Source organism: Priestia sp. LL-8, from assembly GCF_036227845.1.
Classification (GTDB): domain Bacteria; phylum Bacillota; class Bacilli; order Bacillales; family Bacillaceae_H; genus Priestia; species Priestia zanthoxyli.
The window spans coordinates 902,185-928,859 of the sequence record NZ_JAZAQH010000001.1 but is presented as its reverse complement, the minus strand read 5'-3'; the positions used below and the strand labels follow the sequence as shown (position 1 = coordinate 928,859).

Annotated in this window: 24 protein-coding genes; 2 read left to right on the top strand and 22 right to left on the bottom strand. The window is 37.9% G+C overall.

All coding sequences use genetic code 11. The features are described 5' to 3' along the window. Position 1 precedes the first annotated feature (1 nt). The 4 genes from U9R83_RS04780 to U9R83_RS04765 are packed head-to-tail and all read right to left on the bottom strand — an operon-like array spanning position 2 to position 7,303. Positions 2 to 3,250, bottom strand: coding sequence for a hypothetical protein (locus tag U9R83_RS04780; RefSeq protein ID WP_226700949.1), 3,249 nt, complete (start codon positions 3,248 to 3,250; stop codon positions 2 to 4). After that, positions 3,247 to 4,656 carry a glycosyltransferase family 2 protein gene (locus tag U9R83_RS04775; RefSeq protein WP_140451606.1) on the bottom strand — a complete coding sequence of 470 codons (1,410 nt, stop codon included), beginning with the start codon at positions 4,654 to 4,656 and terminating at the stop codon, positions 3,247 to 3,249. Before U9R83_RS04775 ends, U9R83_RS04780 begins: the two co-directional genes overlap by 4 nt. Next, entirely contained in the window at positions 4,646 to 5,695 is a 1,050-nt protein-coding gene (locus U9R83_RS04770) for a HEAT repeat domain-containing protein (protein ID WP_182420886.1), read from the bottom strand. The genes U9R83_RS04775 and U9R83_RS04770 overlap by 11 nt, the downstream gene beginning before the upstream one ends. Continuing rightward, the gene (locus tag U9R83_RS04765; RefSeq protein ID WP_226700948.1) at positions 5,696 to 7,303 is read right to left on the bottom strand and encodes a GGDEF domain-containing response regulator; all 1,608 of its coding nucleotides are present in this window, start codon (positions 7,301 to 7,303) and stop codon (positions 5,696 to 5,698) included. Positions 7,304 to 7,784: 481 nt separating this feature from the next. On the opposite strand from U9R83_RS04765, the gene U9R83_RS04760 reads away from it, so the two are divergent. Beyond that, on the top strand, positions 7,785 to 8,300 hold the full coding sequence (locus U9R83_RS04760; RefSeq protein ID WP_116742230.1) for a GNAT family N-acetyltransferase: 516 nt from the start codon (positions 7,785 to 7,787) through the stop codon (positions 8,298 to 8,300). A gap of 29 nt (positions 8,301 to 8,329) precedes the next feature. Here U9R83_RS04760 and U9R83_RS04755 read toward each other — a convergent pair whose 3' ends face one another. The 17 genes from U9R83_RS04755 to U9R83_RS04675 form a co-directional block, all read right to left on the bottom strand. After that, positions 8,330 to 9,064 (bottom strand): sugar phosphate isomerase/epimerase family protein, encoded by a 735-nt coding sequence (locus tag U9R83_RS04755; protein WP_221780517.1) that lies wholly within the window; start codon positions 9,062 to 9,064, stop codon positions 8,330 to 8,332. Positions 9,065 to 9,115: 51 nt separating this feature from the next. Further along, entirely contained in the window at positions 9,116 to 9,922 is an 807-nt protein-coding gene (locus U9R83_RS04750; protein WP_013055640.1) for a carbohydrate ABC transporter permease, read from the bottom strand. 68 nt (positions 9,923 to 9,990) lie between these two features. Beyond that, on the bottom strand, positions 9,991 to 10,845 hold the full coding sequence (locus tag U9R83_RS04745) for a carbohydrate ABC transporter permease (protein WP_014461372.1): 855 nt from the start codon (positions 10,843 to 10,845) through the stop codon (positions 9,991 to 9,993). Between the two features lie 72 nt (positions 10,846 to 10,917). Next, positions 10,918 to 12,195, bottom strand: a complete 1,278-nt coding sequence (locus U9R83_RS04740) for an ABC transporter substrate-binding protein (RefSeq protein WP_014461373.1) — start codon at positions 12,193 to 12,195, stop codon at positions 10,918 to 10,920. 351 nt (positions 12,196 to 12,546) lie between these two features. Then, the gene (locus tag U9R83_RS04735; protein WP_014461374.1) at positions 12,547 to 13,158 is read right to left on the bottom strand and encodes a flavin reductase family protein; all 612 of its coding nucleotides are present in this window, start codon (positions 13,156 to 13,158) and stop codon (positions 12,547 to 12,549) included. Positions 13,159 to 13,567: 409 nt separating this feature from the next. After that, positions 13,568 to 14,836, bottom strand: coding sequence for a 3D domain-containing protein (locus U9R83_RS04730; protein WP_182420889.1), 1,269 nt, complete (start codon positions 14,834 to 14,836; stop codon positions 13,568 to 13,570). Between the two features lie 439 nt (positions 14,837 to 15,275). Beyond that, complete coding sequence (rbsB, locus tag U9R83_RS04725) at positions 15,276 to 16,196, bottom strand: ribose ABC transporter substrate-binding protein RbsB (RefSeq protein ID WP_014461376.1); 921 nt, start codon at positions 16,194 to 16,196, stop codon at positions 15,276 to 15,278. Positions 16,197 to 16,207: 11 nt separating this feature from the next. Then, complete coding sequence (gene rbsC / locus U9R83_RS04720) at positions 16,208 to 17,167, bottom strand: ribose ABC transporter permease RbsC (protein ID WP_025749709.1); 960 nt, start codon at positions 17,165 to 17,167, stop codon at positions 16,208 to 16,210. A 1-nt stretch (position 17,168) separates the two neighbouring features. Further along, the gene (locus U9R83_RS04715; RefSeq protein WP_243548820.1) at positions 17,169 to 18,650 is read right to left on the bottom strand and encodes a sugar ABC transporter ATP-binding protein; all 1,482 of its coding nucleotides are present in this window, start codon (positions 18,648 to 18,650) and stop codon (positions 17,169 to 17,171) included. Positions 18,651 to 18,664: 14 nt separating this feature from the next. After that, complete coding sequence (rbsD, locus tag U9R83_RS04710; protein ID WP_013055631.1) at positions 18,665 to 19,054, bottom strand: D-ribose pyranase; 390 nt, start codon at positions 19,052 to 19,054, stop codon at positions 18,665 to 18,667. After that, positions 19,055 to 19,933 (bottom strand): ribokinase, encoded by an 879-nt coding sequence (gene rbsK, locus U9R83_RS04705; RefSeq protein WP_034269674.1) that lies wholly within the window; start codon positions 19,931 to 19,933, stop codon positions 19,055 to 19,057. After that, positions 19,926 to 20,915, bottom strand: a complete 990-nt coding sequence (locus U9R83_RS04700; RefSeq protein WP_033578165.1) for a LacI family DNA-binding transcriptional regulator — start codon at positions 20,913 to 20,915, stop codon at positions 19,926 to 19,928. The genes rbsK and U9R83_RS04700 overlap by 8 nt, the downstream gene beginning before the upstream one ends. A gap of 117 nt (positions 20,916 to 21,032) precedes the next feature. Beyond that, the gene (locus tag U9R83_RS04695; RefSeq protein ID WP_028412182.1) at positions 21,033 to 21,458 is read right to left on the bottom strand and encodes a MarR family winged helix-turn-helix transcriptional regulator; all 426 of its coding nucleotides are present in this window, start codon (positions 21,456 to 21,458) and stop codon (positions 21,033 to 21,035) included. A gap of 162 nt (positions 21,459 to 21,620) precedes the next feature. Continuing rightward, a complete protein-coding gene (locus U9R83_RS04690) occupies positions 21,621 to 22,043 on the bottom strand; it encodes a hypothetical protein (protein ID WP_243548819.1) in 423 nt (140 codons plus the stop codon). Between the two features lie 8 nt (positions 22,044 to 22,051). Beyond that, positions 22,052 to 22,582, bottom strand: a complete 531-nt coding sequence (locus U9R83_RS04685; protein ID WP_014461382.1) for an NAD(P)H-dependent oxidoreductase — start codon at positions 22,580 to 22,582, stop codon at positions 22,052 to 22,054. A gap of 18 nt (positions 22,583 to 22,600) precedes the next feature. Further along, complete coding sequence (locus U9R83_RS04680) at positions 22,601 to 24,226, bottom strand: DHA2 family efflux MFS transporter permease subunit (RefSeq protein WP_028412180.1); 1,626 nt, start codon at positions 24,224 to 24,226, stop codon at positions 22,601 to 22,603. 42 nt (positions 24,227 to 24,268) lie between these two features. Beyond that, complete coding sequence (locus U9R83_RS04675) at positions 24,269 to 24,907, bottom strand: HlyD family efflux transporter periplasmic adaptor subunit (RefSeq protein WP_013055624.1); 639 nt, start codon at positions 24,905 to 24,907, stop codon at positions 24,269 to 24,271. A 352-nt stretch (positions 24,908 to 25,259) separates the two neighbouring features. Here U9R83_RS04675 and U9R83_RS04670 point away from each other — a divergent pair, with 352 nt between their 5' ends. Then, the gene (locus tag U9R83_RS04670; RefSeq protein WP_042992296.1) at positions 25,260 to 25,715 is read left to right on the top strand and encodes a MarR family winged helix-turn-helix transcriptional regulator; all 456 of its coding nucleotides are present in this window, start codon (positions 25,260 to 25,262) and stop codon (positions 25,713 to 25,715) included. 93 nt (positions 25,716 to 25,808) lie between these two features. Here the strand turns inward: U9R83_RS04670 and U9R83_RS04665 are convergent, their stop codons facing one another. Continuing rightward, positions 25,809 to 26,570, bottom strand: coding sequence for an SDR family oxidoreductase (locus U9R83_RS04665; protein ID WP_243548810.1), 762 nt, complete (start codon positions 26,568 to 26,570; stop codon positions 25,809 to 25,811). Positions 26,571 to 26,675 lie beyond the last annotated feature (105 nt).

Genomic DNA, 26,675 nt, shown 5'->3' with positions numbered 1-26,675 from the left:
GTTATTCCTCCGCTTGTAGTCGTCCATACGTTTTTTGCAATATGAAGTAGGACGGCTTTAGTCGTTCGTGAAAAGTTGGATACTCCCAATTTTTCCACTTGTATAAGTAAAAATCTTTTAATAAAAGTTCTCCTTTTTTCTGAGTCGGAAACGTATCTTCAACGTCATTGCTCTTCTTATTAACAGCTACGACTCCCACTTGAATTCCTTTTATTTTCTCGCTGGATTCCAATCCTTTTTTGGACCAAATATCTCCCATTATTTCTTTTTGACTCGGGTCTTTTACATTTAAAAGCGCCCAAGGAATGCGAAGTTCAGCAATTCCATTTGATTCGTTTACTTTAAAATCCGCAAGCGAATCAAATGAAGAAGAGTTAGGGTCGCTATTTCCTTCTTGGAGCTTCCCTGTTTCATAGGCGTCAAAAGGAATGGTTCTCTTATTTTCCCCCTCTCCAATCGCTAACTCTTTGTTAAGGGCGAGCCTGATTGGATTAAACATGCCGTTGTCTTTTGTATTGGTTCCTTTTACCGCCGGAATCATTTGAAGCTGATGAGCATATGAAAAATAATACGTATCGTAATAGCTGTCTATCCATAAATGACTGTCTTCTTTCCCGTTTAATTCTGCTACAAAATCAATTCCTTTTGTTTTTAAGGAAGGGATTTGAGGTATCTTTGACTGTCCCTGATTATTAATCGTGTTAAACAAGAAATAAAGCTTTTGATTTTCCAGTTCTTTTGTACTCACGTGTAGATATAAATAACCTTCATCACTTGTAATGTTCAATGCTTTTAACTTCTTAGACGGCTTATATGCCGACTTGCTGTTCAGCTTTTTCCAATCATCTGATTTACCGTCTACTTTGACTTTTAGCTTCGTTCCTGGATCAAAACTCAGCAGTCCAAAATGCTGCTCTCCCGTTTGCAAATTCGTCCAAAATGGCCTTCGATTCGGATTGTCGTACTCCATCGTATTCCACGTTCGCTTAAACCATTCATCTTGCCATGTAAAGACCATACCGCCAGCCATTTTTTCTTCGACAATGTCTTCATATAAGCGTGACAGAATCTTTCCTTGTTCTTGTTCCGTGTGAAAGCCTTGATCCCATCCGTATACGTTTCTATGGGTGAGTCCTCGCGAAGCCGGAATGCCAAATTCAGCAACAAGAACGGGCATATGATGAACTTCTTTCATATTTTGCAAATAGCCTGCATAGTTATTTTTCTCTCCTCGATGATCTTTATAAGCGAGATAACGAGGTTCATAGTTTAAGAAATCAGGATAGTACGGATAAATATGATAAGAAGCAAATAAGCCCGGCTCAAATTTTTTAGTTGTGTGAATTAAATTAGGATTAACAGACACTTTATCTTCGTCTTCAGAAGGCTCATATGGATGAGTAAGCAAATCCGTCGTCACCCAGTTTGTAAAGCTCATAGGCCGCTGCCAATCATATTTATCCTGCTCATAGGAAATTGTTTTTTCCATAAGCTGAGCAAGCCAAATTTCAAAGGGGTTGCCTGTTTCGGTATAGATATACTGCCCTTTAAAATCTTTCATTCCTTTATGTTTTTCATTTGTTGAAAAAGCTACCGTGGGATCCCATTCAACTCCTATAATCCACCCCAACACATAAGGAGAAACGTCTGCTGTATACGTTCCGCTAGCATGTCCCGTCCGTTTTGGCAGTGTTGCATTTCCATGAATAACGTTTACAATCCTTTTCATTTCAGCTTCAAATTCTTTTGTATTTTCCTTTGCAAAAGCATCTTGTGAATCATAGAAAACTTCTTCATTCACCCATACCCCATGAAAAAGATAAATGGGTTTCTTGGATTTTTGATTATACTCAGCAAGTGCTTCATAAAAGGCGGGAGGATGAATGGTGTATACGCGGATTGAGTTTGCATTCATCTTTCCAATTTCTTTAAACCAACGCAAATATTCTTCTTTCGAAATAGCAGTCTCACCGGGGAAATGTCCTGGCTTACTAATGCCCATATTCACTCCTTTAATCAACAAATTCTTCCACTTGCCATTTTGATAAACTTGCAAATAATCTTTTCCTACTTTCCCTGCTACTTTATGGTCAGCATCTTCATAAATTTCCATATTTTCATTAAAAGTAGCAGCGGCTGGCTGCGATTCGTTTTTCCGTTGCTCCACAATCTTGTTCATTAGCGGCAGGTAAACAGTCCAGTAAAATGAAGACTCATCTTCTTTTCCAATTTTCTCTGTCCACTTCTTCCACACCGGGTAAAAAGAGGTTTGATAAATGGAAGGTACTTCTCCTTGATCTGCAAAATCTCCTGCAAAGTAATAGGTATCATATCGCTCTTTATTATGATGAACGACTGCTGGTATGGACAAAGGAATACCATTTTCCTTTAGCTTGTTTTTTCCTTCAGAATCCAAGTGAAAGACAAACTGAGCCTGCACATCACTTTTTTGATGCGGTGTAATTACGTCAAACCAATATTGATAAGCAGATTCATCCTGTAAATTCAATGTTTTCTTTCCTTGTTTTGTATATTGAAACCATACTGGATTTTCTTTTAATTCTTTTTCCGTTATAATAACAAGCTTATTAGATTCATTAACAAACAGTAAGCCTTTGCCTGTAAGGTTCCACTCTTTGTTGTACTGCTTTTTGTAAGCACTTTTCACCCAAGCAGGAACTTCTTCACTGCCGAATTCCTCAAAATAGCGGCCAATCCAGCCGGACCACGTAACATTGTACAATTCATACAGTTCTTTACGAACGTCTAAAGAAGTAGGGCTTCCAAATGTATTAAACTCTCCAATCAGCGTTTTTGTACGTCCATTCATCGCTTTCTTAACGTAGCTCACGTCTTCAGAAGTCATGCCGCCATACACCAGCTGAGAGCGATCTCCTTTTTTAGCTTTTACGCCTAAATCTTCTTTGTATACGCCGTACGTGTCCGTGATATAAATCATATCTGCAGAGTTTGTCTTTGGCAGAGATTTAATGCTGTATGTTTTATCTCCATTCGGATAAAACCCTGCATAATCTTTTGAGATTTCATAAGGCTTCCCCTCTTTGCGTACTTTCGCTTGATTCAGCATCCACATTAAGCCCTGATGTTCTCGAAACGTTTGATTCGGCACTGTTTTATCAATGACAAGCATATTCAAATCAGTTGGTTTCTTTAGCTGCCAAATAAGAAATGGAGAAGCTGTTACTGCCATAACCAAAATAATGCTGCCGATTAATAACCATTTTTTCATTGTGAAACTCCTTTTCGCTGCATGTCTCCCCAGCCTTTTTTATTGCGAATAACATCCAACAATCCATGACAGCGCCATATAACAGTTAGAGGGCGATACCAAAAGGATTCAGTCAGGGAAAAGACAAACAGCTTAGCGATATCAGATACTTTTGGATATTTGCGAAGGCTCCACTCTTCTAGCAAAACGGCCGCCATCGAATAAAGAGAACCATATACAACCATTAAGAGAAAAAGCAAATAAGCAAATTCTACATAAATCCCGCCTACAACTAGAGAAATAACAATAAACAAATAGCCTAACATTTCCATGACCGGCCCGATTAGTTCAATAAACACAAAATAAGGCATAGAAATCATTCCGATACTTCCGTATTTCGGATTAAACAGCATCTCTTTATGCTTCCAAAGACTATCAAATAAACCGCGGTGCCAGCGGTTTCGCTGTCTTCGCAAATATTTGATTTCATCGGGTGCCTCTGTCCAGCATACGGGATCTGGAATATAAACAATTTGATTGTTGGCTTTTTTCTGTTTAATTAGTCGGTGCAGGCGAACAACAAGCTCCATGTCTTCGCCGACTGTATGAGAATAACCCCCAGCTTCAATTACCCAGCGCTTAGAAAATACGCCAAATGCCCCTGACACAATAAGTAGTAAATTATGGCGACTGAGACCAATGCGCCCCATAAGAAAGGCACGTAAATATTCAATAATCTGCATCACAACAAGCGGCTGCGTATCAAGTCCAATCGATACGACCGCACCGTTTTCGATTTTACATCCGTTAGCAATTCGAATACTTCCCCCTGAAGCAATTACTTCTCCGTCTGAATCAATAATTGGCTTCATAACTTTTAAAAAAGCGTCTCTTTCTAACACTGAATCGCCATCGATCGAACAAAAATAAGGATAGTTGGATAAATTAATTCCTGCATTTAATGCATCTGACTTTCCCCCATTTTGTTTATCGACTACATATAAATAATCGTATAATTTAGAACGATATACAGCTTTTACTTCTTTCGTCTCCACTTGCTTTCTCACAACTCGATTCATTTTCACAAGAGAAAACTCTTCGATGAGCTTTTCTAGCGTATCATCTGAAGATCCGTCATTTACTACAATTACTTCATATTCCGGATATTCAATTCCAAGCAGCGAACGCACGCTTCCAATAATCCCGACAGATTCGTTATAAGCGGGAACTAATATAGATAACGGCGTTGTATAGCTGACCGCAAGCAAATCTTCATAAGGTTCTTCATCATTTAATTGATATTGCTTTCGCAGTTGAAAAGCAGAGATGATAAACATCATAAAATAAAAACAAAGCACAAAAATCATATATGCAAATACAGCCCATCCGCAAATGGACAATAAAAGATGCCAAACACTATTCCACAACCGTAATTCCTCCTTTTTCAAGCCATTCTGCTGCCATATCTTTCGAAAACTTGTCATCAGTCGTTTTATATACATGAACTAAGTATTCTGTACCTGTTGGGATTTTCATCATTGACTGAGCAGCATTCGAACGCACAAGAAAATGAGAATCTTTTAGCGACTGCTCGAGAAATGACAATCCCTTCTCATCTCTCGTTTTGCCTACTAGTTTTGTAGCCATCATTCTTTCTTGCCACATATCTGATTGAAGATGTTTCGTGAGCTCCTCTATTTTTAATGGAAAAGATAAAGCGTTAAGTGATTTCAACGAACGAATTCGCAGTTCTTCTGATGAACTTTTCATATACACTTTTAAGAAATCTATATACTCTAATTTACGATTGATACCGATCATATCAATGAGTGGCAGCTGAATTTCTTCTTGCAGGTCTTCAAATTTATTAATAAATTGCTGAAACTGCTCACTGTTCATAGTTCCAAACAAAGAGCGGTACATAAATTCAGACAGCGGTTTAGAGGCATTCGTCATGTATATAACAAACTCAGGGCGGTTCAGCTTAACTAAAATCTTTAAAATTTGATTTTTTTCAGCCGCTGTACTATTTTTTTTCTCATACATTTCTAGTAATTGGTCTGTTAGCGTAGTAAGACCAAAGTCTTCAATAGCATAAAGGGCATTCATTCTGACACTCCACCTAGAATGATGCAGCTCTTTTTTATATTTAGGTGTAAAAACCTTCTCCGCATAGAGCGTGATGTTATTTAGAATGTCATCGCCTTGCACGGCTGCAGAAAAGCCGCTCAATAGTTCTTCTACACCTGTCAGCTCTATTTTATTTTTAGGCTCCACCCGATGCTCTTCATCTTTTCTATATAAGTAAATGAAAAGAGATTCTTTAACACTCTCTTTATAGGATTCTACTTTTGCTCGAAAAGCGTTTAAACGCGCTTTTTGAATAAGTAAATAACTTAAAAAACAAACCAACAGCAATAGCAATCCGCTAAATAAGATATATACCACTTGAATTGACATCGCCATTTATTTCACCTTCTTCATTAAATGACGTACGCGCGCTTCAAGCTCCATTAACTTAAATGGCTTTGTCATGTAATCGTCTGCCCCAAGTTCTAATGCTCTTTGAATATCTTGTTCACTGTTTCGTGATGTAAGCATAATAACCGTGTACTGATCGTGACGTTTCTGCTGTCTTAATTTTTGCAGAACTTCCAAGCCATCCATCTTGGGCATCATTCCATCTAAAATAACAAAGTACTGATCGCTAGAGTGAATCCATTGGGACTCAAAAAATTCGATGCCGTCTTTAAACACTTCTATTTTCACTTCATAGCGATCTCCTACATCAATCTTGCTTAAAAGCTCTTTTAGCATCGTTCGAATGATAGAATCATCATCAATAATAGCCATACGAAGCGTTCGCTTTTTAACCAGCTTGCTTTGAGAAGAAGCTACAATTTTTTGACGTCCTGATTCCTTCGCTATATATAATGCTTCATCAGCTTGATGAAGAGCTTTTTCTAACGGCCATTCATTGTTATGAACTTCTACAACTCCGCCGGAAAAGCTGCAATAAAACGAATCGCTTTGATGTGTGAAAACTTTTTTTACAAAGAAATCCAATAGCCTATTTAATACTGTTTCTGCCTCTTTTATATTGGTTTTTGGCAGTAAAAGAATAAATTCTTCGCCTCCATATCTAAAAATGTGATCTGTTGGACGAATTTCATGCTTCATATACTCTACAAATTCTTGCAGCACGCGGTCTCCCATAAGATGTCCATATTGATCATTTATTTTCTTAAAGAAATCTAAATCTAAAATCGCTAAACAAAAAGGATCTTTTAAGCGGTCGAAGCTCGACAGCTGCTGACTGTAGATTTCTTTTAAATACGTTCGGTTATAAGCTCCTGTTAATTCATCAAACATTAAATAGGAGTTAAACATCTGCTTTCGTTCAATATGGTGACCAATTCGAAGTAGACTTTCTTCCATATCAAGAGGTTTAACAAGGAAGTCATCGGCCCCTAATTTAAAAGCCTTCAAACGCGCCTCTCTTTGATTATCAACGCTCATCATGACAATCGGAACGAACAGTTGCTTTGTTTTATCACGTAAAAATGAAAGAATGTCAAATCCGCTACCGTCTTTCATATGTACATCTACAACAAAACAATCCGGCTTTAATTCGTAAAAAGCCGTAATGGCTTTTTCTTTAGATGCAGTTGCTAATACGTACCAGCCTTGTTTTTCAAACTGTTCTTTTAAATACATCAGCATTGAAAGATCATCGTCCACAAGTAAAATATTAGCTGTTTGTTCACTGATTTCTAGCGGTTTATTTATATCTTCTACGGATTGAATTTCATCTTGATAACAAATTTTAATAATATCTAATAAAAAAGTATTCAATTCGGCGTAATTCCAGGTTTTTTTCTGTTTTTTTTCAACAGCTTCCATTAACTCGCGGGAGCGATCTCCTAAATAATGCAGTCCAATAGTTGCAGACGTTCCAGAAATTGAATGCAAAAAGCGGTACACCTCTTCATGAAGTATTTCTTCATTTTGATCAGTCCACTCTTGCAGCTGCTTACGCACATTAGCTAATAATGCAATTTGATATTTATCCATCTTATACACCCTTTGTTCGATATAGTTAACACTTACCCCATATTACTCCATCCATTTTTCTATAATATTTTGTAAGTAAATGAAATATTTTCTTACTTTTATTTTAAGTATGTTTTTTCCAATTGAAAAGTAATTACTCTTTAACCATACTTTTCCTCCAATGATTTTACTTTAAAGTGATTCTTTTTTCACCTATTATTTTTCCTTATCAATAAGTAAAATGACCTGTTACCTCCTTTATAAATAGACCTTCAAACTTATTGACAAAATTAATGAGTCTTTGTTAACCTTATACACGTTGTGAAAAATTTAAAAGTAAATGTTAAGGAAAGCAGCCGTTTTGATGAACGATCAATCAAATCAGGTTCTTTCCTTTTTATATTTTTACTAAGGTAGATACTTTATAAAGTTTCGCTTTATACACCGTGTTCTCTTTGTCATAGGCGCGTTTAGACCGAAAACAGACGGAAAGGAGTATAAAATGTTTACTCAGCTTACAGAAAAAAAACAAAATGCAGACGAACTAAAAGAAACACTTGATGATTTAGAGTTTCAGCTGTTTCGCATGCAGGATAATTTAAAAGAAATAGCCAAAAAGTATGAAGTTATTGGTGTTGATCAGCCTGAAGATAATCAGTTAGTTATTGTATCGGCACAAAATGACGGAAGTGCATGTAAAATTATGCTAAACGAATGCACAAAAGCTTATAGAGGGTCTTGGGATTTTGCTATCGACGGGGTATATGAAGATAATCACACGATTTTTATCGGTGACATTAAAGGGCCTGCTAATAAAGGATATGGCTCTGTATGTATGAATTATTTAAAAGAAGTAGCGGTTGATCAAAATGTTCATGTCATTAAAGGCGATATCGCTGAGCGTGACTGGGATCATCTCGAAAGATTAATTCATTTTTATGAAAAACATAACTTTGAAGTAAATATTGATTATACAAATAAGTGCGGAGAGATTGAATGGACTCCAGCTTATCAATAAAAAACGAACAGACGCTGTCTGTTCGTTTTTTATTTGATATATGCTAAGCTTTTTTTAATACTGCTAAGAGGACTTTCTATGCACTGATCTTGTTCAACGATCCACCATTTTACGCCTGCTCTATGTCCTTCGTGCATTACAGCCTTTACATCTACTCCTCCGGTACCAAGAGGAGCAAAAAATTGCTCGCCGTCTGTTGTCATATCTTTTAAATGGATAAAAGGCGTCCGATTTTGATAATGCTTCATCCACTCCACTGGATCTTCGCCTGCTTTAGTCAGCCAATAAATGTCCAGCTCTACGTTTACCTCAGTTTCTTCTAAGATCGTGTGGAGAGCTGACTTTCCAGTTGACAATTTCTTCAGCTCAAAATCATGATGATGATAGCTAAACGACATGCCTTCTTTTTTACAATACGTATCAATATCGTTTAAAGAATCAATAAGTTCGTAATACCCTTTTTCCGTTTGACGTTCAGGCACTAAATAAGGACAAACAATATGTGAATTTCCAACTTGCTGTTCATAGTGAATCACTTGCTCTAAATTAGATTCTAATTGTTCAAGTGGAATATGACTAGAAGCTGGCTTCAGCTGCAAATCCATTAACCACGCTCTTACTTCTTGCGCTGTATATCCTTCATACCCTGCAAACTCTACCCCTTGATATCCTAATGCAGCTACTTTTTGAAGCGTTCCTTTAAAGTCTTTTTTCGTTTCTTCACGCAGCGTATAAAGCTGAACTCCTACAGGTATTTCTCCCATCTTCTCTCCTCCTGTTCATTGAGAAAGCTCCTATAATAGGAGCTTCTGCTTTTATTTCACTGCACTTCCAAGCATTCCTGAAATAAAATGACGCTGAAGTGCCAGGAAGAAGACAATGATTGGAATGGTTGCAATCGTTACCCCCATCATTACTTGACCGTAATCAATAATCGATAAGCCAATTAAGCTTGAAAGAGCAACTGGCAATGTAGCCATTTCGTTAGATGTAGTCGCAACTAGAGGCCACATAAAGTTATTCCACTGTGTCATAAATAAGAAAATAGCTGCTGCAGCCATAGCAGGCTTCATAGAAGGAAGCACAATCGTTAAAAAGATTCTCATCTCTCCAGCTCCGTCCAAACGCGCCGCTTCGATCAGTTCCGTTGGAAAAGCTAAAAAGTTCTGACGTAATAAAAAGATGGCGAACGGAAAGCACAGCTGCGGAACAATAAGAGCAAAATACGTATCAAGCAAATTAAAATTCGACATCAGCTGAAAAAGCGGAATGAGCGTTGCTTGATATGGAATCATCATGGACAATAAAAGCGTAGTGAAAATTGCGTTTCGGCCTTTGAATTCAAATTTAGATAGCGCATATGCAGCTGTAGAACAGACCATTAAAGCTACAATCACATACACGACTGAAACAAATACTGAGTTAAAAAAGACCCGCCCTAAATCAATTGAAGCATTTAAATTTTGTAGATTTGTCATAAATTGATCGCCAGGCTTCAGCGTTGGAGGGTTTGTAAACATTTTTCCTGATTCATTCGTAGCGCCGATAATCATCCAGTAAAAAGGAAAAATAGAGATAATCGTGAACAGCCCAAGCATGCTGTATAATCCTATTTTGCGCATGATGTTACTTTTCTTTTTAACCTTAGGCGCGGTAGCTACTGCAGTTGCTTCTACTCTCTCTAATACACTCATGATTTATCACCCGTAAATTTAAATTGGAAGAACGTTAAAATACCGACTAATAATACAACAACGTACGCAATGGCTGAAGCATATCCAAAATCAAAATATTTAAAGCCATTTTGATAAATATATAAGCCTAGCGTCATCGTGGAATCAGCAGGGCCGCCTTTTGTTAAGTTAAAAGGTTCGTCAAACAATTGAAGCGTGCCAATTGTTGATAAAATAGTAGCAAACAAGATAACGGGTTTTAATTGTGGAACCGTTACGTGGAAAAACTTTTGAATACGATTTGCCCCGTCTAAATCAGCTGCTTCGTAAACTTCATGAGATAAACTTTGAAGAGCTGCTAGAAAAATAACCATGTTATAACCTGTCCATCTCCAAGTCATCGCAACGATGATTGAGACTTTAGCCCAGAAAGGATCTCCCAGCCACTGAATGGCATCGATACCGAAAAATCCTAAAATAGTATTCATAATTCCTTCATCTTGAAGAATGATTGAAAACAAAATAGAGTAGGCAACTAGTGACGTTACTGCCGGCAAGAAAAATGAAACTCGGAAAAAACCTTTTAGCCTTAAAAGCTGACTGTTTAACGCGTTAGCTAGTACAAGTGCTAATAAAATCATTACGGGCACTTGAACGATTAAAATAATGCCGGTATTTCCAAGCGCTTTCCAGAAAATATCATCTCCAAGCAATCGTGTATAGTTTGATAACCCGGTAAATACATACTTTCCGCCTTCCATGCTCTGAAAGCTTAGAATAAAAGAAGAAAAAATAGGGTAGATGGTAAACAGCGCAAACAGCAAAAGTGCTGGAGCAATAAATAAGTAAGGCAATGATTTATTTGTCTTCATGATGACCTCCTAGTACCGCAAGAAGAAGAGATAGAAGGCAATTTTCTAAAAATCACCTTCTATGCTTCTTGATTATTTTTGAATTCGGTTTTCTAAGCGTTTTTGAGCTGCTTCAAGCGAGTCTTTAACGCCCTTACCATTTGTTACTTCTGACACAGCTTTGACTGCTTCACTGTTTGCAACTGAGTAATTGCCTGTAAAATTAACCGGTTTAATATCTTTCATTTCATCTGCGAATGTTTTCCAAATCGTTTGATTGTTAAAGTACTCATCTTGTGCAGTGAATAATTTTGAAGAATATACGGTATTTAATGATGGGAATAATCCACCCTTCATCGCTTCTTCTTGAACTTTATCCGTTGTTGAGAAATACTCCATAAATTTGTACGCTTGATCTGCTTTTTGACTAGTTGCTGAAATCACATAGTTGCTTCCGCCTAAGTTAGAAGCACGGTTGCCTCCTTCTTCAAACGAAGGTAATAAAAACACTCCCCATTTTCCTTTTAAATCTGGAGCCTGTTGCGTAATAGAACCGGATAGCCAAGCACCCGATGGTGAACTTGCTACTTTACCTTCTGCTAAAGCACTGATTGAAGCATCCCATCCCACTGTATTTTTAACAATGCCTGCTTCTTTTAACTTCTTATTTAATTCCATTGCTTTTTTCGCTTCTTTAGAAGTTAAATTTAATTTTCCTTTGTCATTAAAATAGAACGTACCTTGCTGTGTCAGCGTCATTCGGAATAAGCCATCGTCATTATTAAAATCTAATCCTAATAAATCAACGCCAACTTTTTCTTTAATTTTTTTACCAGCCGCAATGTAATCATCCCATGTTTTGATGCTGTTTGGATCTACACCTGCTTTTTCAAAGTAATCTGTGCGATAGAAAACCCCTGTTGGACCTGCATCAAACGGGAAGCCGTACATGTCTCCATCCTTTGATAAAAGAGCTCTCTTAAACTCTGGAAACTTATCTTCTTGTTTATCGAACCCTTTTTTAGATAGGTTTAAAAATGCTTTTGGAAATGCATCCAAGTATCCTTGGAAACGATCGTCTTCTACTAATACAATATCAGGAAGGCCTTTTCCGCCAGCTTGCAATCCTGTTGTTAATTTTGAATAAACATCTTCACGTCCCATATCCACTACTTTTAATTTAAATCCTGGGTTCTCTTTTTGGTATTCTGCTGCTGCTTTCTTTAATACCGGTACGTTAATATTCCAAGCCCATGCAACAACTTCTTTTCCACCGCTACCACTTGTTTCATTAGCGGACTTTCCTCCGCATCCTGCAAGTACTAGGGTTAAAATGAGTGCAAAACTGATTAAACTAAACCAACGTTTCAATGAATACCCCTCCTATAATCTCGTCTCCTAGTGTGGCAAGTTTTTTTGTAAACGCTCATGACTCTTTCTCCAGAGAATTATTGAAAAATAATTCTGTATATTGAAAGCGTATACAATTTACTTAATCTAAATTATATGAATGAATACCCTTTTCCTCAATGGTAAATATAAAAGGCAAAAACCTTACATTTTTGCCTTTTTCTAAATTGATTTTGTTATTATGGTTTCTATTAACTTTTTCGTTCATAAAAAAAAGCGAATGTACTGTTGTTGTTGAAACAGAACACAATCGCTTATTTAAAAAAATCCAATGTATACTATTTTTTTGCTACATAAGTAACACTTTCTTGCTTATTTGGGACGTTCTAAGGAAAATAATTGCCCCAATTTACTATAGTTAGAACCCGCAAGTCGACTGACCGGCTTCACACGTTCTGCAGAAACGCGATCGTTTTCTATCACTTTTTCACTAATATGAAACATCACAACTTCACCGATAAACAAATCTGAGCTGTATGCCTCATCCGTTCCTAATGGAACAATTTGGTGAAGCTTACATTCCATCCGAATGCTGGCTTCTTGAATTCCGGGAACTTGCACTTTTTTGCTCGGTGCTAGTGTTAATCCTGTTTCTTCGACTTCACTCACGGAAGAAGGATAAGAAGATGCCGCTTGATTCACCTGTTCCACTAAGTTTTCGTCTACAAGATGAACTACAAATTCTTTAGATGCACTAATATTTTTGGCCGTATCTTTCGTCATTTGACCTTCACTTCTCGAAACCGAAACAGCAATCAGCGGAGGCTCTGCCGCAACTACATTAAAGAAACTAAACGGCGCGGCATTCACTACACCGTCATCATTTTGACTTGTAATAAACGCAATCGGCCGGGGAATGACGACACCTGTTAGCAAATGATAATTGTCTTTTGCACTTTGTACCGCTGGATCCACGATCTTCATTTTACCCACTCCTTTTCTTCCATTTACTTTATTGTATGGTAACGAAAAGAGCATAGATTAGCTAGCAACTTGCTCACCAAACATGCAAAAAAGAGATTGAGACATACCTCCACCTAACCCGAAGACGAACAACTGGGAGTAATGAGCTGGTATAGATCACTTGTGACACCACTGTTGATTTCCCTGAAAGGCTTCGCTTTCAGCGGGCGGCCGATGAGCCTCCTCGTCGCTTACGCGCCTGCGGGGTCTCATCACTTCTGCTTTTCCCGCAGGAGTCTTCGCCTTGCCCTTCAATCAACAGCTAGAAGCAACTAACTAGATGAAACCTACGTTCACTAAAACAATGAAAAAATCCGAACGATTCATCGTTCGGATTTTCCTGCAACTAAAATATTTTCAGCCTATTTCTTTAATTTAACACCGTAATTTTTACTGTACGACGTCCGAATGCTTTTGCAGCTGAATCAGAAGGTACTAATACGTCAATTCGATATCCTTTAATCGCACCGCCCGTATCACCTGCTGTTGCCACTCCGTATCCTTCTACATATACTTTTGAACCTAATGGAATAACGGATGGATCTACCGCAATAATTTTATGAGTGCCTGAACTTACATTTTGTCCAGTGGCTGTTACGCCGCTACATCCTGCACAATTAGCTGTATAAGCTGTTGCTTCTACATACATTTCTTTTCCAGAATGCTTTTGTGTGCTTTCTTCTTTTTTCGTTTCTTTTGCTTCTGAAGAAACGGCTGCTTTCTTCTCTGTAGCCGCAGCTGTTTTTACTTCTTGTTTTGGCTCTGTTTTTACTTCTTTTTTAGCTGTTGCTAATTCAGCTTGACGCTTTGCTTCTGCATCAGCCTCAGCCTTTTCAGCCGCCTGCTGTTTTGCCACTTGCTCAGCTTGCTTTTGAGCTGCTTCTTTTTCTTTTGCAATCTTATCTTGAATGCCTGTTAGTTCAGACTGAAGATTTGCTTTTTCTGAAGAAGCTGCATCAATTTCATTTACGACCGTACTGTATTTTTCTTGCATAGTTGTTAACGTTGCTGTTTGTTTCGCAACGTTTTTATCTAATTCAGCTTGTTTAGCCGCTAGGCTACCTTTTGCTGCTTCTAATACTTTTTCTTGCTTATCGATTTCTTTTTTATCTTTTTCAATTTGATCTAAATCATTTTGATGCTGCTTTAAAATATCATTATCTGCTGACAATAAAGTTGTGACCGCACCCATACGTGCAACAAAATCTCCAAAGTTATCAGCATTCATTAATGTATCAATAACAACGCTTGTTTTATCGTCTTGCTGTAAAGCAACTAATCGATTTTCAATAATATCTTTACGACTTAACACTTTTTCCTGAAGCAAAACGATCTCTTTTTTCTTTTTCTCAATCATTTTGTTCGCTTCTGAAATCTGCTTTTCAGTCGATGCTAATTCTTTTTTATTGCTAGAGATTACTGTATGTAATGAATTTAATTGTGATTGAATGTTTTGAACATCTGAATTGATAGACTGTTTCTCTTTCTCTTTTTGTTGAACAGCCTTTTCTGTTTCTTTAATTTTATTTTCAGTAGTCTGGAGCGCTTCTTCATTCGATTGGGCGTGAGTCTCTGTAATGCCGGTCATGAAGAAAATTCCTGTGACTGCTGCAAGAGTCATACGCTTAAAAATTTTCATAAAGTAATAGTCCCCTTTCCTCATAGACATAGTTATACCATAAAAAACTAGCTGTTTATGTTACAATACAGTTAAAAGTTTCCCATAATCTGTATAACCAAGAATCTCTTTCTGGGAATTCATCACCAAAATCCCTTGATAGAGAGGTTTACTGTTTATTAAAAAAGATATATTTTTGTCATAAAGAGAGCAAAATCACTCTTTAAAAATCGAAATAAACGCTTATTATTACAGGTATATTACAAATTTTTCACAGAAAATTATGTGTTTTACCGTCTTTTTTCGGTGTTTTTTACTTTTTATTACATAAATTCCACCTACATAATTCCTACACTATTTATAAAGTTGTGACTTTTTCACTTCTTTTTTACACTTTATATACATAAAAAGACGCCCATAAATCAAATGAGCGTCTTTTTTCTCCACACGTATAAAACCATTATTTTTCAGAGGTTACTAGTTTTAAAGGCACGGGAATCTGCTTATCTACTTTTTTGCCTTGAAGAACATTTTTAGCAGACTTTACAGCAAGTTTACCAATTAAAACAGGCTGCTGGGCTACAGTTGCTCCTAGCTTCCCTTCTTTTACCGCTTTAATTGCATCGTCGTTTCCATCAAACCCTACTACTAGCACATCTTTTCCTGAGCTGTTAATCGCTTGAATAGCTCCTAATGCCATTTCATCATTGTGAGCAAATACGGCTTTGATACCAGGGTTTCCTTGAAGAACGTTCTCCATAACGTTTAAGCCTTTTGTACGGTCAAAATCAGCTGACTGTTTAGCCGTAATATCTAGCTTTTGATCTGCAACGTTGTGGAACCCTTTTCCTCGTTCACGAGTTGCTGAAGCTCCCGGTACACCTTCAAGTTCTGCTACTTGAGCTTTTTCACCCACTTTTTTTACAATGTAATCAGCAGCCATTTGACCACCTTTTACATTATCTGAAGCTACCAGTGTTTCTACTTTTCCTTTTTCTGCTGAACGATCTAGCGTAATAACTGGAATCCCTACATTGTTAGCCGATTGTACAGCTGTTGAAATAGCAGCTGAATCCGTTGGGTTAATAAGCAGAATGTTAACACCTTGCTGCATTAAATCTTCTACATCGTTAATTTGTTTGGCTGAATCATTTTGAGCATCTACCACAACTACTTCCATGCCCAGTTTTTTTGCTTCTTTTTGTACCCCTTCTTTTAGCGAAACAAAGAACGGATTGTTTAATGTAGACACGGATAAACCAATTTTAATATCTTTTAAATTTTTACTTTCAGATGGTTTCGCCCACTCAGGAGGCTGAAGTGAACAAGCCCCTAACAGTAATAATGAAAATGATAATAGCACGAGCCAAATTTTCTTCATGTTTTTCCCTCCTAAGCTGACTTTTTGCGATCAATTAATACCGCGATTAAAATAACAATTCCTTTTACGACCATTTGGTAAAATGACGAAACGCCGAGTAAGTTCAAACCGTTGTTTAACGTTCCGATAATCAGCGCACCAATTAACGTTCCAACAATGCGTCCACGTCCTCCAGAAAGGCTTGTTCCACCCAGTACTACTGCAGCGATAGCATCTAACTCGTAAGACGTACCTGCCGTTGGCTGAGCAGAGTTCAAGCGAGAAGTCAAAATCGCTCCTGATAGCGCTGCCAATAATCCTGCTAGTGAGTAAATCATAACCTTAACTTTCGGAACTTTGATTCCTGAAATAAATGCTGCTTTTTCATTTCCACCGATTGCATATGTTCTACGGCCAAACGGTGTTTTATGCAAAATCACCCATAGGACAGCAAACGCTAGTACCATCGTAATTGCTGGAACAGGAATACCTAGAAAATAGCCGCGGCCAAATAACTGGAAGTAATAGTTTTCACCTAAGCCCGTAATCGGATTTCCATCTGTATAAACAAGCGTTAATCCTCTAAAAATTGTCATCGTCGCTAGCGTCGCAATAAACGGCGCCATTTTTCCTTTTGTAATAAGTAAGCCATTAATCATACCCATTACAGCTCCTAACACACATCCTATTAAAATAGCTAAAATAGGATCTACACCTGACACAATCATACCTGCCATTAACGCACTTGATAGAGCAAGTATAGAGCCCACGGATAAATCAATTCCCCCTGTTAAAATAACAAATGTCATACCGAATGCAATTAAAGCATTAATAGCCACTTGACGCAGCAAGTTTAAAATATTTAAAGGTTCTAAAAAGCTTGGATTTAAAATGGATACAATGACAATAAGAATAAATAAACCTAGTAACGGACCTAGCTTTTGCATCACGTTATCAACGCGATTTTCTTTTATCGCTGTGTTTGCTTTCATTTTACTGACCTCCTGTTGCAAATGTCATAATTTTTTCTTGAGTTGCTTCTTCACTTGTCAGTTCACCTGTTATCTTTCCTTCATGCACAACCAAAATGCGATCACTCATGCCGAGTACTTCCGGAAGCTCTGAAGACACCATGATAATAGCCACGCCTCTGTCTGTCAGTTCATTCATAAGCTGATAAATTTCACGCTTCGCCCCGACGTCAACTCCTCGAGTTGGTTCATCTAAAATTAGCACTTTTGGTCCAATGCCAATCCACTTGGCAATAACTACTTTTTGCTGATTTCCTCCCGATAAATTAGCCGCACTCGTCTCAGACGACTCGGTTTTGATCGTTAAACGTTTAATAAGCAAATCTACAAATTGCTGCTCGCTTTTTTGTTCAATAAAGCCTTTTGGCGAAAAGCTGAATAGACTTGGAAGTGCAATATTTTCTCGAATAGAAAAATCCAGAACGAGCCCTTCTGTTTTACGATCTTCTGTAATGAACCCGAGACCTAATTTAATGGCTTGGTCTGGCTTTGTGATACTGACCCGTTTGCCATTTAAGATAATTTCGCCTTTTTCTAACGGATCAAGCCCGAAGATAGCGCGCATAATCTCGGTTCTTCCAGCTCCCATTAGCCCCGCAACGCCGACAATTTCTCCTGATCGCACTGAAAAATGAACGTCTTGAAACACACCTTTTCTCTCCAAGCCTTTTGCTTCAAAAACAACGTCTCCCTTAGGAGATGTCCTAGCAGGAAATCGATCCGTTAGCTCTCTTCCTACCATTTTGCGAACAACATCATCGAAGCTGGTTTCTGGAATCGGCTTTTTGTCTACCGTCTGTCCGTCACGCATGACCGTAATGGAATCACAAATAGCGAAAATCTCTTCCATACGATGTGAAATATAGACAATCGATACACCTTGTTTTCGCAGCGCATTAATTACGTCAAATAACTTTTGAATTTCTCTTTCAGTAAGCGCAGCGGTTGGCTCATCCATGATAATGACCTTTGCATTCGTCATCAGCGCTTTGGCTATTTCAATCATTTGCTGCTGTCCGACAGAACAAAGTCCCGCTTCTTGATCAAGAGGAATAGTAACAGCTAATTTTTCAAATTGCTTCTTTGCTAACGCTTTCATTTCTTTTGTTTTTAAAAAACCTAAAGATGTTTTTAATTCTTTGCCGATAAATAAGTTCTCAAGCACCGTCATTTCAGGCCAAACGTTCAGCTCTTGATGAATAAAGGTAATTCCGTTTTGTTCTGCTTCTTTTGGATTTTGAAAATACGTCTCTTTGCCATCAATCAGAATCTGCCCTTCATCTTTTTTATGAAGGCCGGTTAAAATATTCATCAGCGTAGATTTCCCCGCTCCATTTTCCCCCATTAGTGCGTGAACTTCACCTTCATGTAATTCAAAATCCACGCCTCTTAGTACACGGTTTGCTCCAAAGGCTTTATGAATCCCTCTCATTGCAATATGCATGCTGTTCACCTCTTTTAAAAAATAACTCCCGCTTGTAAAATACAGTTTGCATAAGGAGTTGCTTCTCCTGTACGAATCACAACTTTCGCTTTGCTTGTCAGCATTTTTAATTGTTCATGCGATACTTCTTCTACTAAGATGTTTTGCTTTTCCATCAACTCGTAAGCCTTTTGATTTCTTTCTTTCATCTCAGAAGCAATCACTATTTTTTCTGTAGCCATATCTTCTAACACAGCTACTACTACATCTTCAAAGCTAGGCACTCCTAGCTTTAAAGATAAATCAATTTTAGGCACATCACTCGGAACAGGTAACCCTGCATCTGCAATGACAATAGTGTCTGTATGACCTAGATCTGTTAGTATTTTCGTAATATGACTGTTAATCATTCCGTGACGTTTCATTTACAGACTCTCCTCCACTTCTTTGCGAGTCGGCATACCGCCTTGTGCACCAAATTTAGTGACGGATAGCGAAGCTGCGCGATTAGCAAACTGAATTCCTTTTTCAAAACCCATTCCTTCGGCAAGTGCCACAGCAAGGGCTGCGTTAAATGTATCTCCTGCTCCTGTTGTATCAATCGTTTCTACTTGATAAGAAGGAACCAATACTTCTTTCTTGCCGTTAAAATAGCGTACACCTTGTTTTCCTTCTGTAATAAACAATTTATTTGGATACTGTTTTAATACTTCTTCTTTTTCTTTTCCTTCAAATAAAAGCGCTGCTTCATGTTCATTTGGAGTGATGTAAGAAACTTGTTCAATCACTTCTGCTTTTAATGGTCTTGCAGGCGCCGGATTTAACAAAAGCGGTACTTTAAGTTCCTGACAAAGCTGAGCAACATATTCAACCGTTTCTTCTGGAATCTCTTGCTGAATAAGTACGATATCCGCTTCTTTAATTTTTTCTTTTGCTTTTTCCACGTAGTCTGGAGTAATATAATCGTTTGCTCCTTTGACGACTACAATGCTGTTATCTCCTTCAGCGAGTATAATGTGCGCTGTTCCGCTATCTGAATCTGTAACCGGTTTCACATTTTCCACGGATACACCGTTTGATTTGAAATTCTCCAGAATTGCTTTTCCGTAATGATCTTCGCCCACACACCCAATCATGCTCACATCAGCTCCAAGACGGGCTGCTGCAACAGCTTGGTTCGCTCCTTTTCCTCCGGGAACAGTTTTGAATGATTCTCCTAACACTGTTTCTCCAGCTCCAGGACGAATATTTGATGTTACTACTAAATCCATTGATGAACTTCCAATCACAGTTACTTTAGCCATGTTCCTCAACCTTTCGTGTCGTATTTCGTTCAATAAACGTAACGGGTAGTTGTACTTGCTTTTGAATTAAAGGTTCTTTCTTAATGCATTTTATTAACAGACCTGCTGCTTGCTTGCCCATTTCATAAGCAGGCTGACGAATTGTAGACAGGGCTGGAAACGAAAAGCGGCTTTGCGGAATATCATCAAAACCAATTACTTGCAGATCATCGGGCACGCTTTTTTCTAATCGAAACGCCTCGTGTAAAACGGCTGTGGCTACAATGTCATTACTTGCGATAATCCCGTCTGTTTCAGGGTACTTTTGAAAGATTTCCTTTGCCCATTTCTGCGCATCGTCAAATGCTAGAGAATTTGTATTTAATACGTAAAAGTCTGCATCAGACTGACTCAAGACAGAAAGAGAGCCTTGAAAACGTTCCTGAGCAGGCTTTACATTTACTGGACCTTTGATAAGAGTAATTCTTTTACTTCCTCTTTTGATTATTTCTTCTGCAGCGATTTTCCCGCCTTCAAAACCATCAGCATAAACGGATGGATACTGATCAGAACTTCTATCTAAAAACACGACGGGAAATGTAAGACCTTCATATAGTTTCTGAGCTAAACTTGTTGTTGCCGTAATCATTCCTACTACATGATTTTGCGTAAACGTTTGGAGATATGTCAATTCTTTCTCTAACTGCTCATCACTATTGCCAAGAATTAAACGAAATCCATGGCTATGTACTTCATCTTCTATTCCTCGTGCGAGCTGAGGGAAAAAAGGGTTTGTGATGTCTGGAAGCAATAGACCAATCAAACGTGATTCACGTGTATAAAGCGAACGGGCTACTTCGTTAGGGCTGTAGTTTAATTTTTGAATTGTATTCATTACTCGCACACGCGTGTCTTCTTTTACATACCCTGTACTGTTTAAAACACGCGAAACGGTCGCAACGGACACGCCTGCTTCTTTTGCTACATCACGAATTGTTACCACTTTATTTCCCTCCCTCCATATATGTAACCGTTTACACAAATAATATCATGGAAAAGTGAAGTTGACAATCTTTTTATCAAAAAAAAATCACTCCATTAAGAAGTGATTTTTCTTTCATTAGATATTAGCGTCTAGTTTCTTAAATAATTTCAAAAATTGCTCTTGATCTTTCGGCTCATAGCAAGAAAAGAAATGAGCAATCATCTTTTGCACAATTTCATTTGCTTCTTCAATCACTTGTTCACCTTTAGCAGTTAACTCAATGTTTACCTTACGGCGATCCTCTTTAGAGTGATAGCGTGAAACTAACTCTAAGTCTATTAAACGAGTAATAACAGGAGTGATCGCACTAGGCTTTACACGCATCTCCTCTGCCAGCTTGGTTACTCCAATATGACTGCATTTACCGATAATTAATAAGATATGATATTGAAAAGGCGTAATCCCTTGTGAAAGTAACCTTTCTTTTATCTCTGTCATTACCTTTTTGTTAAGGGATATCGAAATTCTCTGGACCTCTTCAATAAATGTGAGCTGTTCCATGTTTTGACGTCCCCTTTCTTATAATCAGGGAGTCGATTCTAACATGTCAGCCCCCTGCTGCACTCCAAGCGAAACCTAACCTGGGGAGAGCGGCTGGTTTCGCGGAATGCTTATGACCTATTTTCTATCTGTTTTATTCCGTACTATTATAATAGAAGAAACTCATTCATTATCGTTTTTCTTAAACGATCTTAAAGCTTTACGAAAAGCGTCATCATTCATAACGTCACGTTCTTCTTTTGTGAAAACCGTGTCGTCTTTTTCGCCTTCTCTAAACTTTTGCAGCACTTGACGATACATATCATCGTTCATGACATCTTTTTCTCTCTTATGTCTAGATGTTCTTGTTTCCGTCTTCGCCTGCGGCTCTTTTGGCTCTTCTTTTGGTGTTTCTTTTGGTGTTGCAGGTTTTTCTTCTGCTACTTTTTTCTCTTCTACTTTTGGCTCTTTAGGAGCATTTGAAGCAGCCGCTTCTTTTTTAGGTGGAACTGTACGCTGGCGCTTAGAAGATGATGCTTTAGCATTCATTGTAATAATTAGCACAACCAGAATCACAGCTACGACGATCAGTAAAATACCTAACATACCGTCACCTACTGTCCTTGTGTCATTCGTTTAGTCACTTGAACAACACGTTCTCCTAACGCTTTACCTAGCGCTTGGTCGTTCTCTGTTAATAATTCGTCACCTTCGATTGGACAAGTAATTCCCACACCGTAATAAGTACCGTACAGCGCATTTTCTGGAATGTTACCTGGTAAGCCAGCGATAACCATTCCTTGGTGAAGCATTGGTGTAATTAAATTTAAAAGCGTTGCTTCTAAGCCACCGTGCGTTGTAGCTGTTGTACAGAACACCGCACCTACTTTATCAATTAATTTACCTTCTGCCCATAAATAACCTAATTTATCAATCCACGTTTTTAACCCTGAACTGATTGTTCCAAAATGCCCTGGGCAGCCCCAAATAATAGCATCCATTTCAGGCAGTTCACGTACATCTGCTTCTTCGACATGCTTTACATATACAGTTGCTTCTCCAGACAGCTCGGCGCCAGAAGCAATCGCTTTTGCTAATGCCTCTGTATGTCCGCCTTCACTATCATATACGATACAAATTTTCATCCTTTATCCCTCCGTTGCTTATGAGTTCATATCTTTTGGTGCCGGTAACATACGAATATCGTCTGTTGTTTCTTTTTCTGTCTCTTCTACTTCTACCACTGGATCTTTACGAACATCACGTAGGAAGAAACTTAAAATCAATCCAATAATGGCAATGATAACTGTCCAGTAAAACGCGTCGTTAATTCCTTGTACAGTTGCTTGCGCTTGAACTTTTCCAGCTAATGTTGTTAAAGCTTGTTTTTGCGCTTCTGTTTGAGAAAGGTGAAGCGTTTGAGCAATCTTTTGCACAAATACCTGGAAGTTATTCATAAAGAATGGATCAGATGTAGTCATTGAACTGCTCATTTCATTCACATGATATGTTGTGCGATTTGTAAAGATTGTAGTCATTAAACTGATACCGATTGAACCACTCACCTGACGAAGCGTGTTCGACATAGATGTACCGTGGCTGCTTAATTTTGCCGGCAGCTGATTTAAACCAGCTGTCATAATTGGCATCATTAATAATGACATACCGAATGCACGAATCATATAAATAATAACAATATGACTAAACGGTGTTTCAAGCGTTAATTTTGTAAATTCAAATGTTGTCACAACCGTAATCAACATCCCGACAATCCCTAGTGGACGCGGTCCTAATTTATCAAACAGCGTACCAGAAATCGGTGACATGACTAACATAACAAGTGCACCAGGCAAGATTAATAAGCCTGAGTCAAACGCTGAATAGCCACGGATGTTTTGCAAATAAATCGGTAATAAAAACATACCAGCATACATGCTGATTGTAATGGCAATACTGATGATATTAGATAATGAGAAAATATTGTATTTAAATACTCTCACATCAAGCAATGGACTTTTAAGTCGAAGCTGCTGTACAACAAAGATGATTAATAAGACAATACCGCCGATCATCGTTGATAATACAACTGAATCCGTCCAGCCATCGTTTCCAGCTTCACTGAAGCCGTATAGAAGTAAAGCCATACCTGCAAGAGATGTAAACACAGAAATTAGATCTACTTTTACATTTTGAGGCGGTTTAATATCTTTTAATTTAAAAGCTGCAATAATAAGTACGAGTGCACCTAGTGGCACCATTCCCGTAAATAAAATGTGCCAGTCATAGTTTTGAATAACCCATCCTGAAAGCGTCGGTCCAATTGCCGGAGCGAACATCATGGCTAAACCAAAGATACCCATTCCTTTTCCGCGCATATGAGGAGGGAAAATAAATACGATAATGGTCATAACTAGAGGTGCTAGCACTCCGCCCCCGACTGCTTGAACCAGACGTCCAATTAGCATAATTGAGAAAGTCGGCGCGATTCCGCAGACAAGCGCTCCAATTGTAAAGCAGGCCATCGCAAATAAGAATAAGCGACGAACGCCAAAACGTTCAATTAAATAGGCTGATAATGGAATAAGTGCCCCATTTACAAGCATATATCCTGTAAGCAACCACTGTGCGGTATTAGCCGTAACGCCAAACTCTGTAATCAGATGCGGAATCGCAACATTTAGCAGCGTTTGGTTTAAAATTGCTAAGAACAATCCAAGCATAAGTACGACTAGTAGCGGGATATGCTTTTTAACTGAGCTTTCCTCTGGTTGTATCGTGTTTGCTGACATCAGTTCCTTCCTCCTTTCTTCTCTTCTTAATCATGTACGTTCTTAGTTTTTAGAGATTTTAACTTCTGCGTTCATACCTGGTAGTACGTTTTCAGAGTAGTTAGAAATAGAGATTTTAACAGGAACTGTTTGTGATACTTTCGTATAGTTGCCGTCTGAATTAGAGCTTGGCATTAATGAGAAAATTGAGTTTGTTGCATAACCGATTTCTTCTACTTTTCCATCGATTGTTGTTTTAGTATCTCCGTCAACTGTTACATCAACGTCATCGCCAGCTTCAATATCTTTTAATTTGTCTTCTTTAATGTTTGCAATGATGAATAAGTTATTCATATCTACTTCGCTAGCAATTTGTTGACCAGCTTGAACCATTTGATTTTCTTTTACCTGTGTTTTGATGATTTTACCGTCTTCTGGTACTGTAACTGTTTTTTCTCCATCTTCTGATTGGATTTTAGCTACCTCATCGTCTTTTGAAACATCTTTACCTTCTTCAACGTTCCAGCTTGCTACCTTACCTGCTGCTGGCGCTACTACTGTATAAAGGTCGCCGGACACTTTTGCATTGTCTGTGGATACATAATTAGATTTTTGAATATAATAGTATCCCCCACCAATAATTAAAGCTAATACTACAATAATTCCGATAAAGTTCATTAAAATTAAACGCCCTCTTGACATTTATTTTACCTCCTTAATATTTCATTCAGTTAAGTATTACGCTAGATAACTTTATCACAAAGATATTTAGTTGTAAATAACTTTGATTTTAATTTATTTTTAAAACTAAACATTTATGTTTCATAAAGTTTTCCCGACTGAATACTTTACTACATCTTTAACTGAAATACAACTTAAAAGTTTTGGTTTCTTTACAAGTACTTTACTTTACTTTAAAGTTAGATATATAAGCATAGAGTTATACACAAAAACAGCTTCTTTTTTTGGAACAAACTCCCTATATACATAAACCACAATAGGTAACTAGCAGCAATTGTTTAACACCTATAATGATAAAGAAAAGGTGATTATGATGGATCAGCAGTTAATAGATAAACTAGAAAAACTTGACCAAGTTAAAACCTCATTATTTGAACTCAAGCGAACGCTCTTAGAAGATAAAATCAATGAGCAGCCCTATAATTTAACCATTACGAAATTTTTAATTTTAAAATTCATCGGAGTCAGCTCTAAACGTATGGTAGCCGAAATTTCTTCAAATCTAAAGCTAACCTCCGGGGCTACTACCATTTTATTAAATCAATTAGAAGATGATGCACTCGTTCAGCGTGTACGTGACCAAAAAGACCGCCGAATCGTATGGATATCCTTAACAGAAGCTGGTGAAACATTAGTGAACTATGTAATTGAGCAGCGAAATTTATTTTGGCAAGACATGCTTTTTGCTCTAACTCCTGAAGAACAGGATGAGTACCTCCGCATGCTTGAAAAAATGGAAAAAAGAATTAGACAAACTGTAGATCGTTAATGCTAAAAAGCGTGTGTTCATTTATTTTATGGACACACGCTTTTTATGACCCGCTACTATTGACGACTTTAGGAAGCTTTTTGTTTCCTGCCTTTAAAATTCAGGATTATTTTTCAAAAATCCATTCCAAGCCTGTGCTGTAGCTTTCTCAATTTCTTCTTTGGAAGCTTGAAGCCTCTTAGCGCTATCTCCATAGCCAATTTCGATTTTACCTTTTTTCAATTCTTCAAATATCGAATCAGCAAAGTCATCAAGCGGTGCTCCAAATGTATGAAGTCCCGGTCCTCCTAAATCGGTGTTCACGGCTGGAGGAAGAATTTCTATCACTTCGGTATTTGTTTCTTCTACTTGATGTCTTAAACTAATCGTAAACGACCTTAACGCCGCTTTTGTTGCGCTGTAGATTGGCACCCATGCTCCAGGTGTTAAAGACAGCCCGGACGTTACGTTAATAACCGCAGCACGTTCTTGTTGAACGAAATGAGGAATCAATAGCGAAGTTAAATGAATAGGAGCACTTACATTACTCATTAGTTCTTTTTCGTAATACTGCCACTCTTCGTGCATGTGTAAAAGATTTACGCGCTGCTGAATGCCTGCATTATTCACAATAACATTTAGTTTTGGGAACGTTTCGGTCGCCCATTTTACTAGCTCTACTCTGCTTTCTTCTATTGATACGTCGCACACTTTTGTATGTAACGAAGGGAATCTTTCTTTTGCTTCTTGCAGCTTTGATTCCCTTCTTCCACAAATAATGACTTGATTTCCTTCATTTAAAAACCGTTCTGCAAGCCCCAACCCAATTCCAGACGCTCCGCCCGTAATCAAAATAGTATTTCCTGACATTTTCATTACTTTTCCTCCTCGTTCAACCATCACATTTCCTATTTAATAAACAAAGCGCTACTGCATGAATGACAATAGCGCTTTGTTTATTATTTATCTTACAAGACGTTT

What these genes read in the sequence shown, in the direction of transcription:
- U9R83_RS04780 (WP_226700949.1), bottom strand. Translation starts at nt 3,250, where the DNA reads ATGAAAAAATGGTTATTAATCGGCAGCATTATTTTGGTTATGGCAGTA.
- U9R83_RS04770 (WP_182420886.1), bottom strand. Translation starts at nt 5,695, where the DNA reads ATGGCGATGTCAATTCAAGTGGTATATATCTTATTTAGCGGATTGCTA.
- U9R83_RS04765 (WP_226700948.1), bottom strand. Translation starts at nt 7,303, where the DNA reads ATGGATAAATATCAAATTGCATTATTAGCTAATGTGCGTAAGCAGCTG.
- U9R83_RS04760 (WP_116742230.1), top strand. Translation starts at nt 7,785, where the DNA reads ATGTTTACTCAGCTTACAGAAAAAAAACAAAATGCAGACGAACTAAAA.
- U9R83_RS04755 (WP_221780517.1), bottom strand. Translation starts at nt 9,064, where the DNA reads ATGGGAGAAATACCTGTAGGAGTTCAGCTTTATACGCTGCGTGAAGAA.
- U9R83_RS04750 (WP_013055640.1), bottom strand. Translation starts at nt 9,922, where the DNA reads ATGCGCAAAATAGGATTATACAGCATGCTTGGGCTGTTCACGATTATC.
- U9R83_RS04745 (WP_014461372.1), bottom strand. Translation starts at nt 10,845, where the DNA reads ATGAAGACAAATAAATCATTGCCTTACTTATTTATTGCTCCAGCACTT.
- U9R83_RS04735 (WP_014461374.1), bottom strand. Translation starts at nt 13,158, where the DNA reads ATGAAGATCGTGGATCCAGCGGTACAAAGTGCAAAAGACAATTATCAT.
- U9R83_RS04730 (WP_182420889.1), bottom strand. Translation starts at nt 14,836, where the DNA reads ATGAAAATTTTTAAGCGTATGACTCTTGCAGCAGTCACAGGAATTTTC.
- rbsB (WP_014461376.1), bottom strand. Translation starts at nt 16,196, where the DNA reads ATGAAGAAAATTTGGCTCGTGCTATTATCATTTTCATTATTACTGTTA.
- rbsC (WP_025749709.1), bottom strand. Translation starts at nt 17,167, where the DNA reads ATGAAAGCAAACACAGCGATAAAAGAAAATCGCGTTGATAACGTGATG.
- U9R83_RS04715 (WP_243548820.1), bottom strand. Translation starts at nt 18,650, where the DNA reads ATGCATATTGCAATGAGAGGGATTCATAAAGCCTTTGGAGCAAACCGT.
- rbsD (WP_013055631.1), bottom strand. Translation starts at nt 19,054, where the DNA reads ATGAAACGTCACGGAATGATTAACAGTCATATTACGAAAATACTAACA.
- rbsK (WP_034269674.1), bottom strand. Translation starts at nt 19,933, where the DNA reads ATGGCTAAAGTAACTGTGATTGGAAGTTCATCAATGGATTTAGTAGTA.
- U9R83_RS04695 (WP_028412182.1), bottom strand. Translation starts at nt 21,458, where the DNA reads ATGGAACAGCTCACATTTATTGAAGAGGTCCAGAGAATTTCGATATCC.
- U9R83_RS04690 (WP_243548819.1), bottom strand. Translation starts at nt 22,043, where the DNA reads ATGTTAGGTATTTTACTGATCGTCGTAGCTGTGATTCTGGTTGTGCTA.
- U9R83_RS04685 (WP_014461382.1), bottom strand. Translation starts at nt 22,582, where the DNA reads ATGAAAATTTGTATCGTATATGATAGTGAAGGCGGACATACAGAGGCA.
- U9R83_RS04680 (WP_028412180.1), bottom strand. Translation starts at nt 24,226, where the DNA reads ATGTCAGCAAACACGATACAACCAGAGGAAAGCTCAGTTAAAAAGCAT.
- U9R83_RS04675 (WP_013055624.1), bottom strand. Translation starts at nt 24,907, where the DNA reads ATGTCAAGAGGGCGTTTAATTTTAATGAACTTTATCGGAATTATTGTA.
- U9R83_RS04670 (WP_042992296.1), top strand. Translation starts at nt 25,260, where the DNA reads ATGGATCAGCAGTTAATAGATAAACTAGAAAAACTTGACCAAGTTAAA.
- U9R83_RS04665 (WP_243548810.1), bottom strand. Translation starts at nt 26,570, where the DNA reads ATGAAAATGTCAGGAAATACTATTTTGATTACGGGCGGAGCGTCTGGA.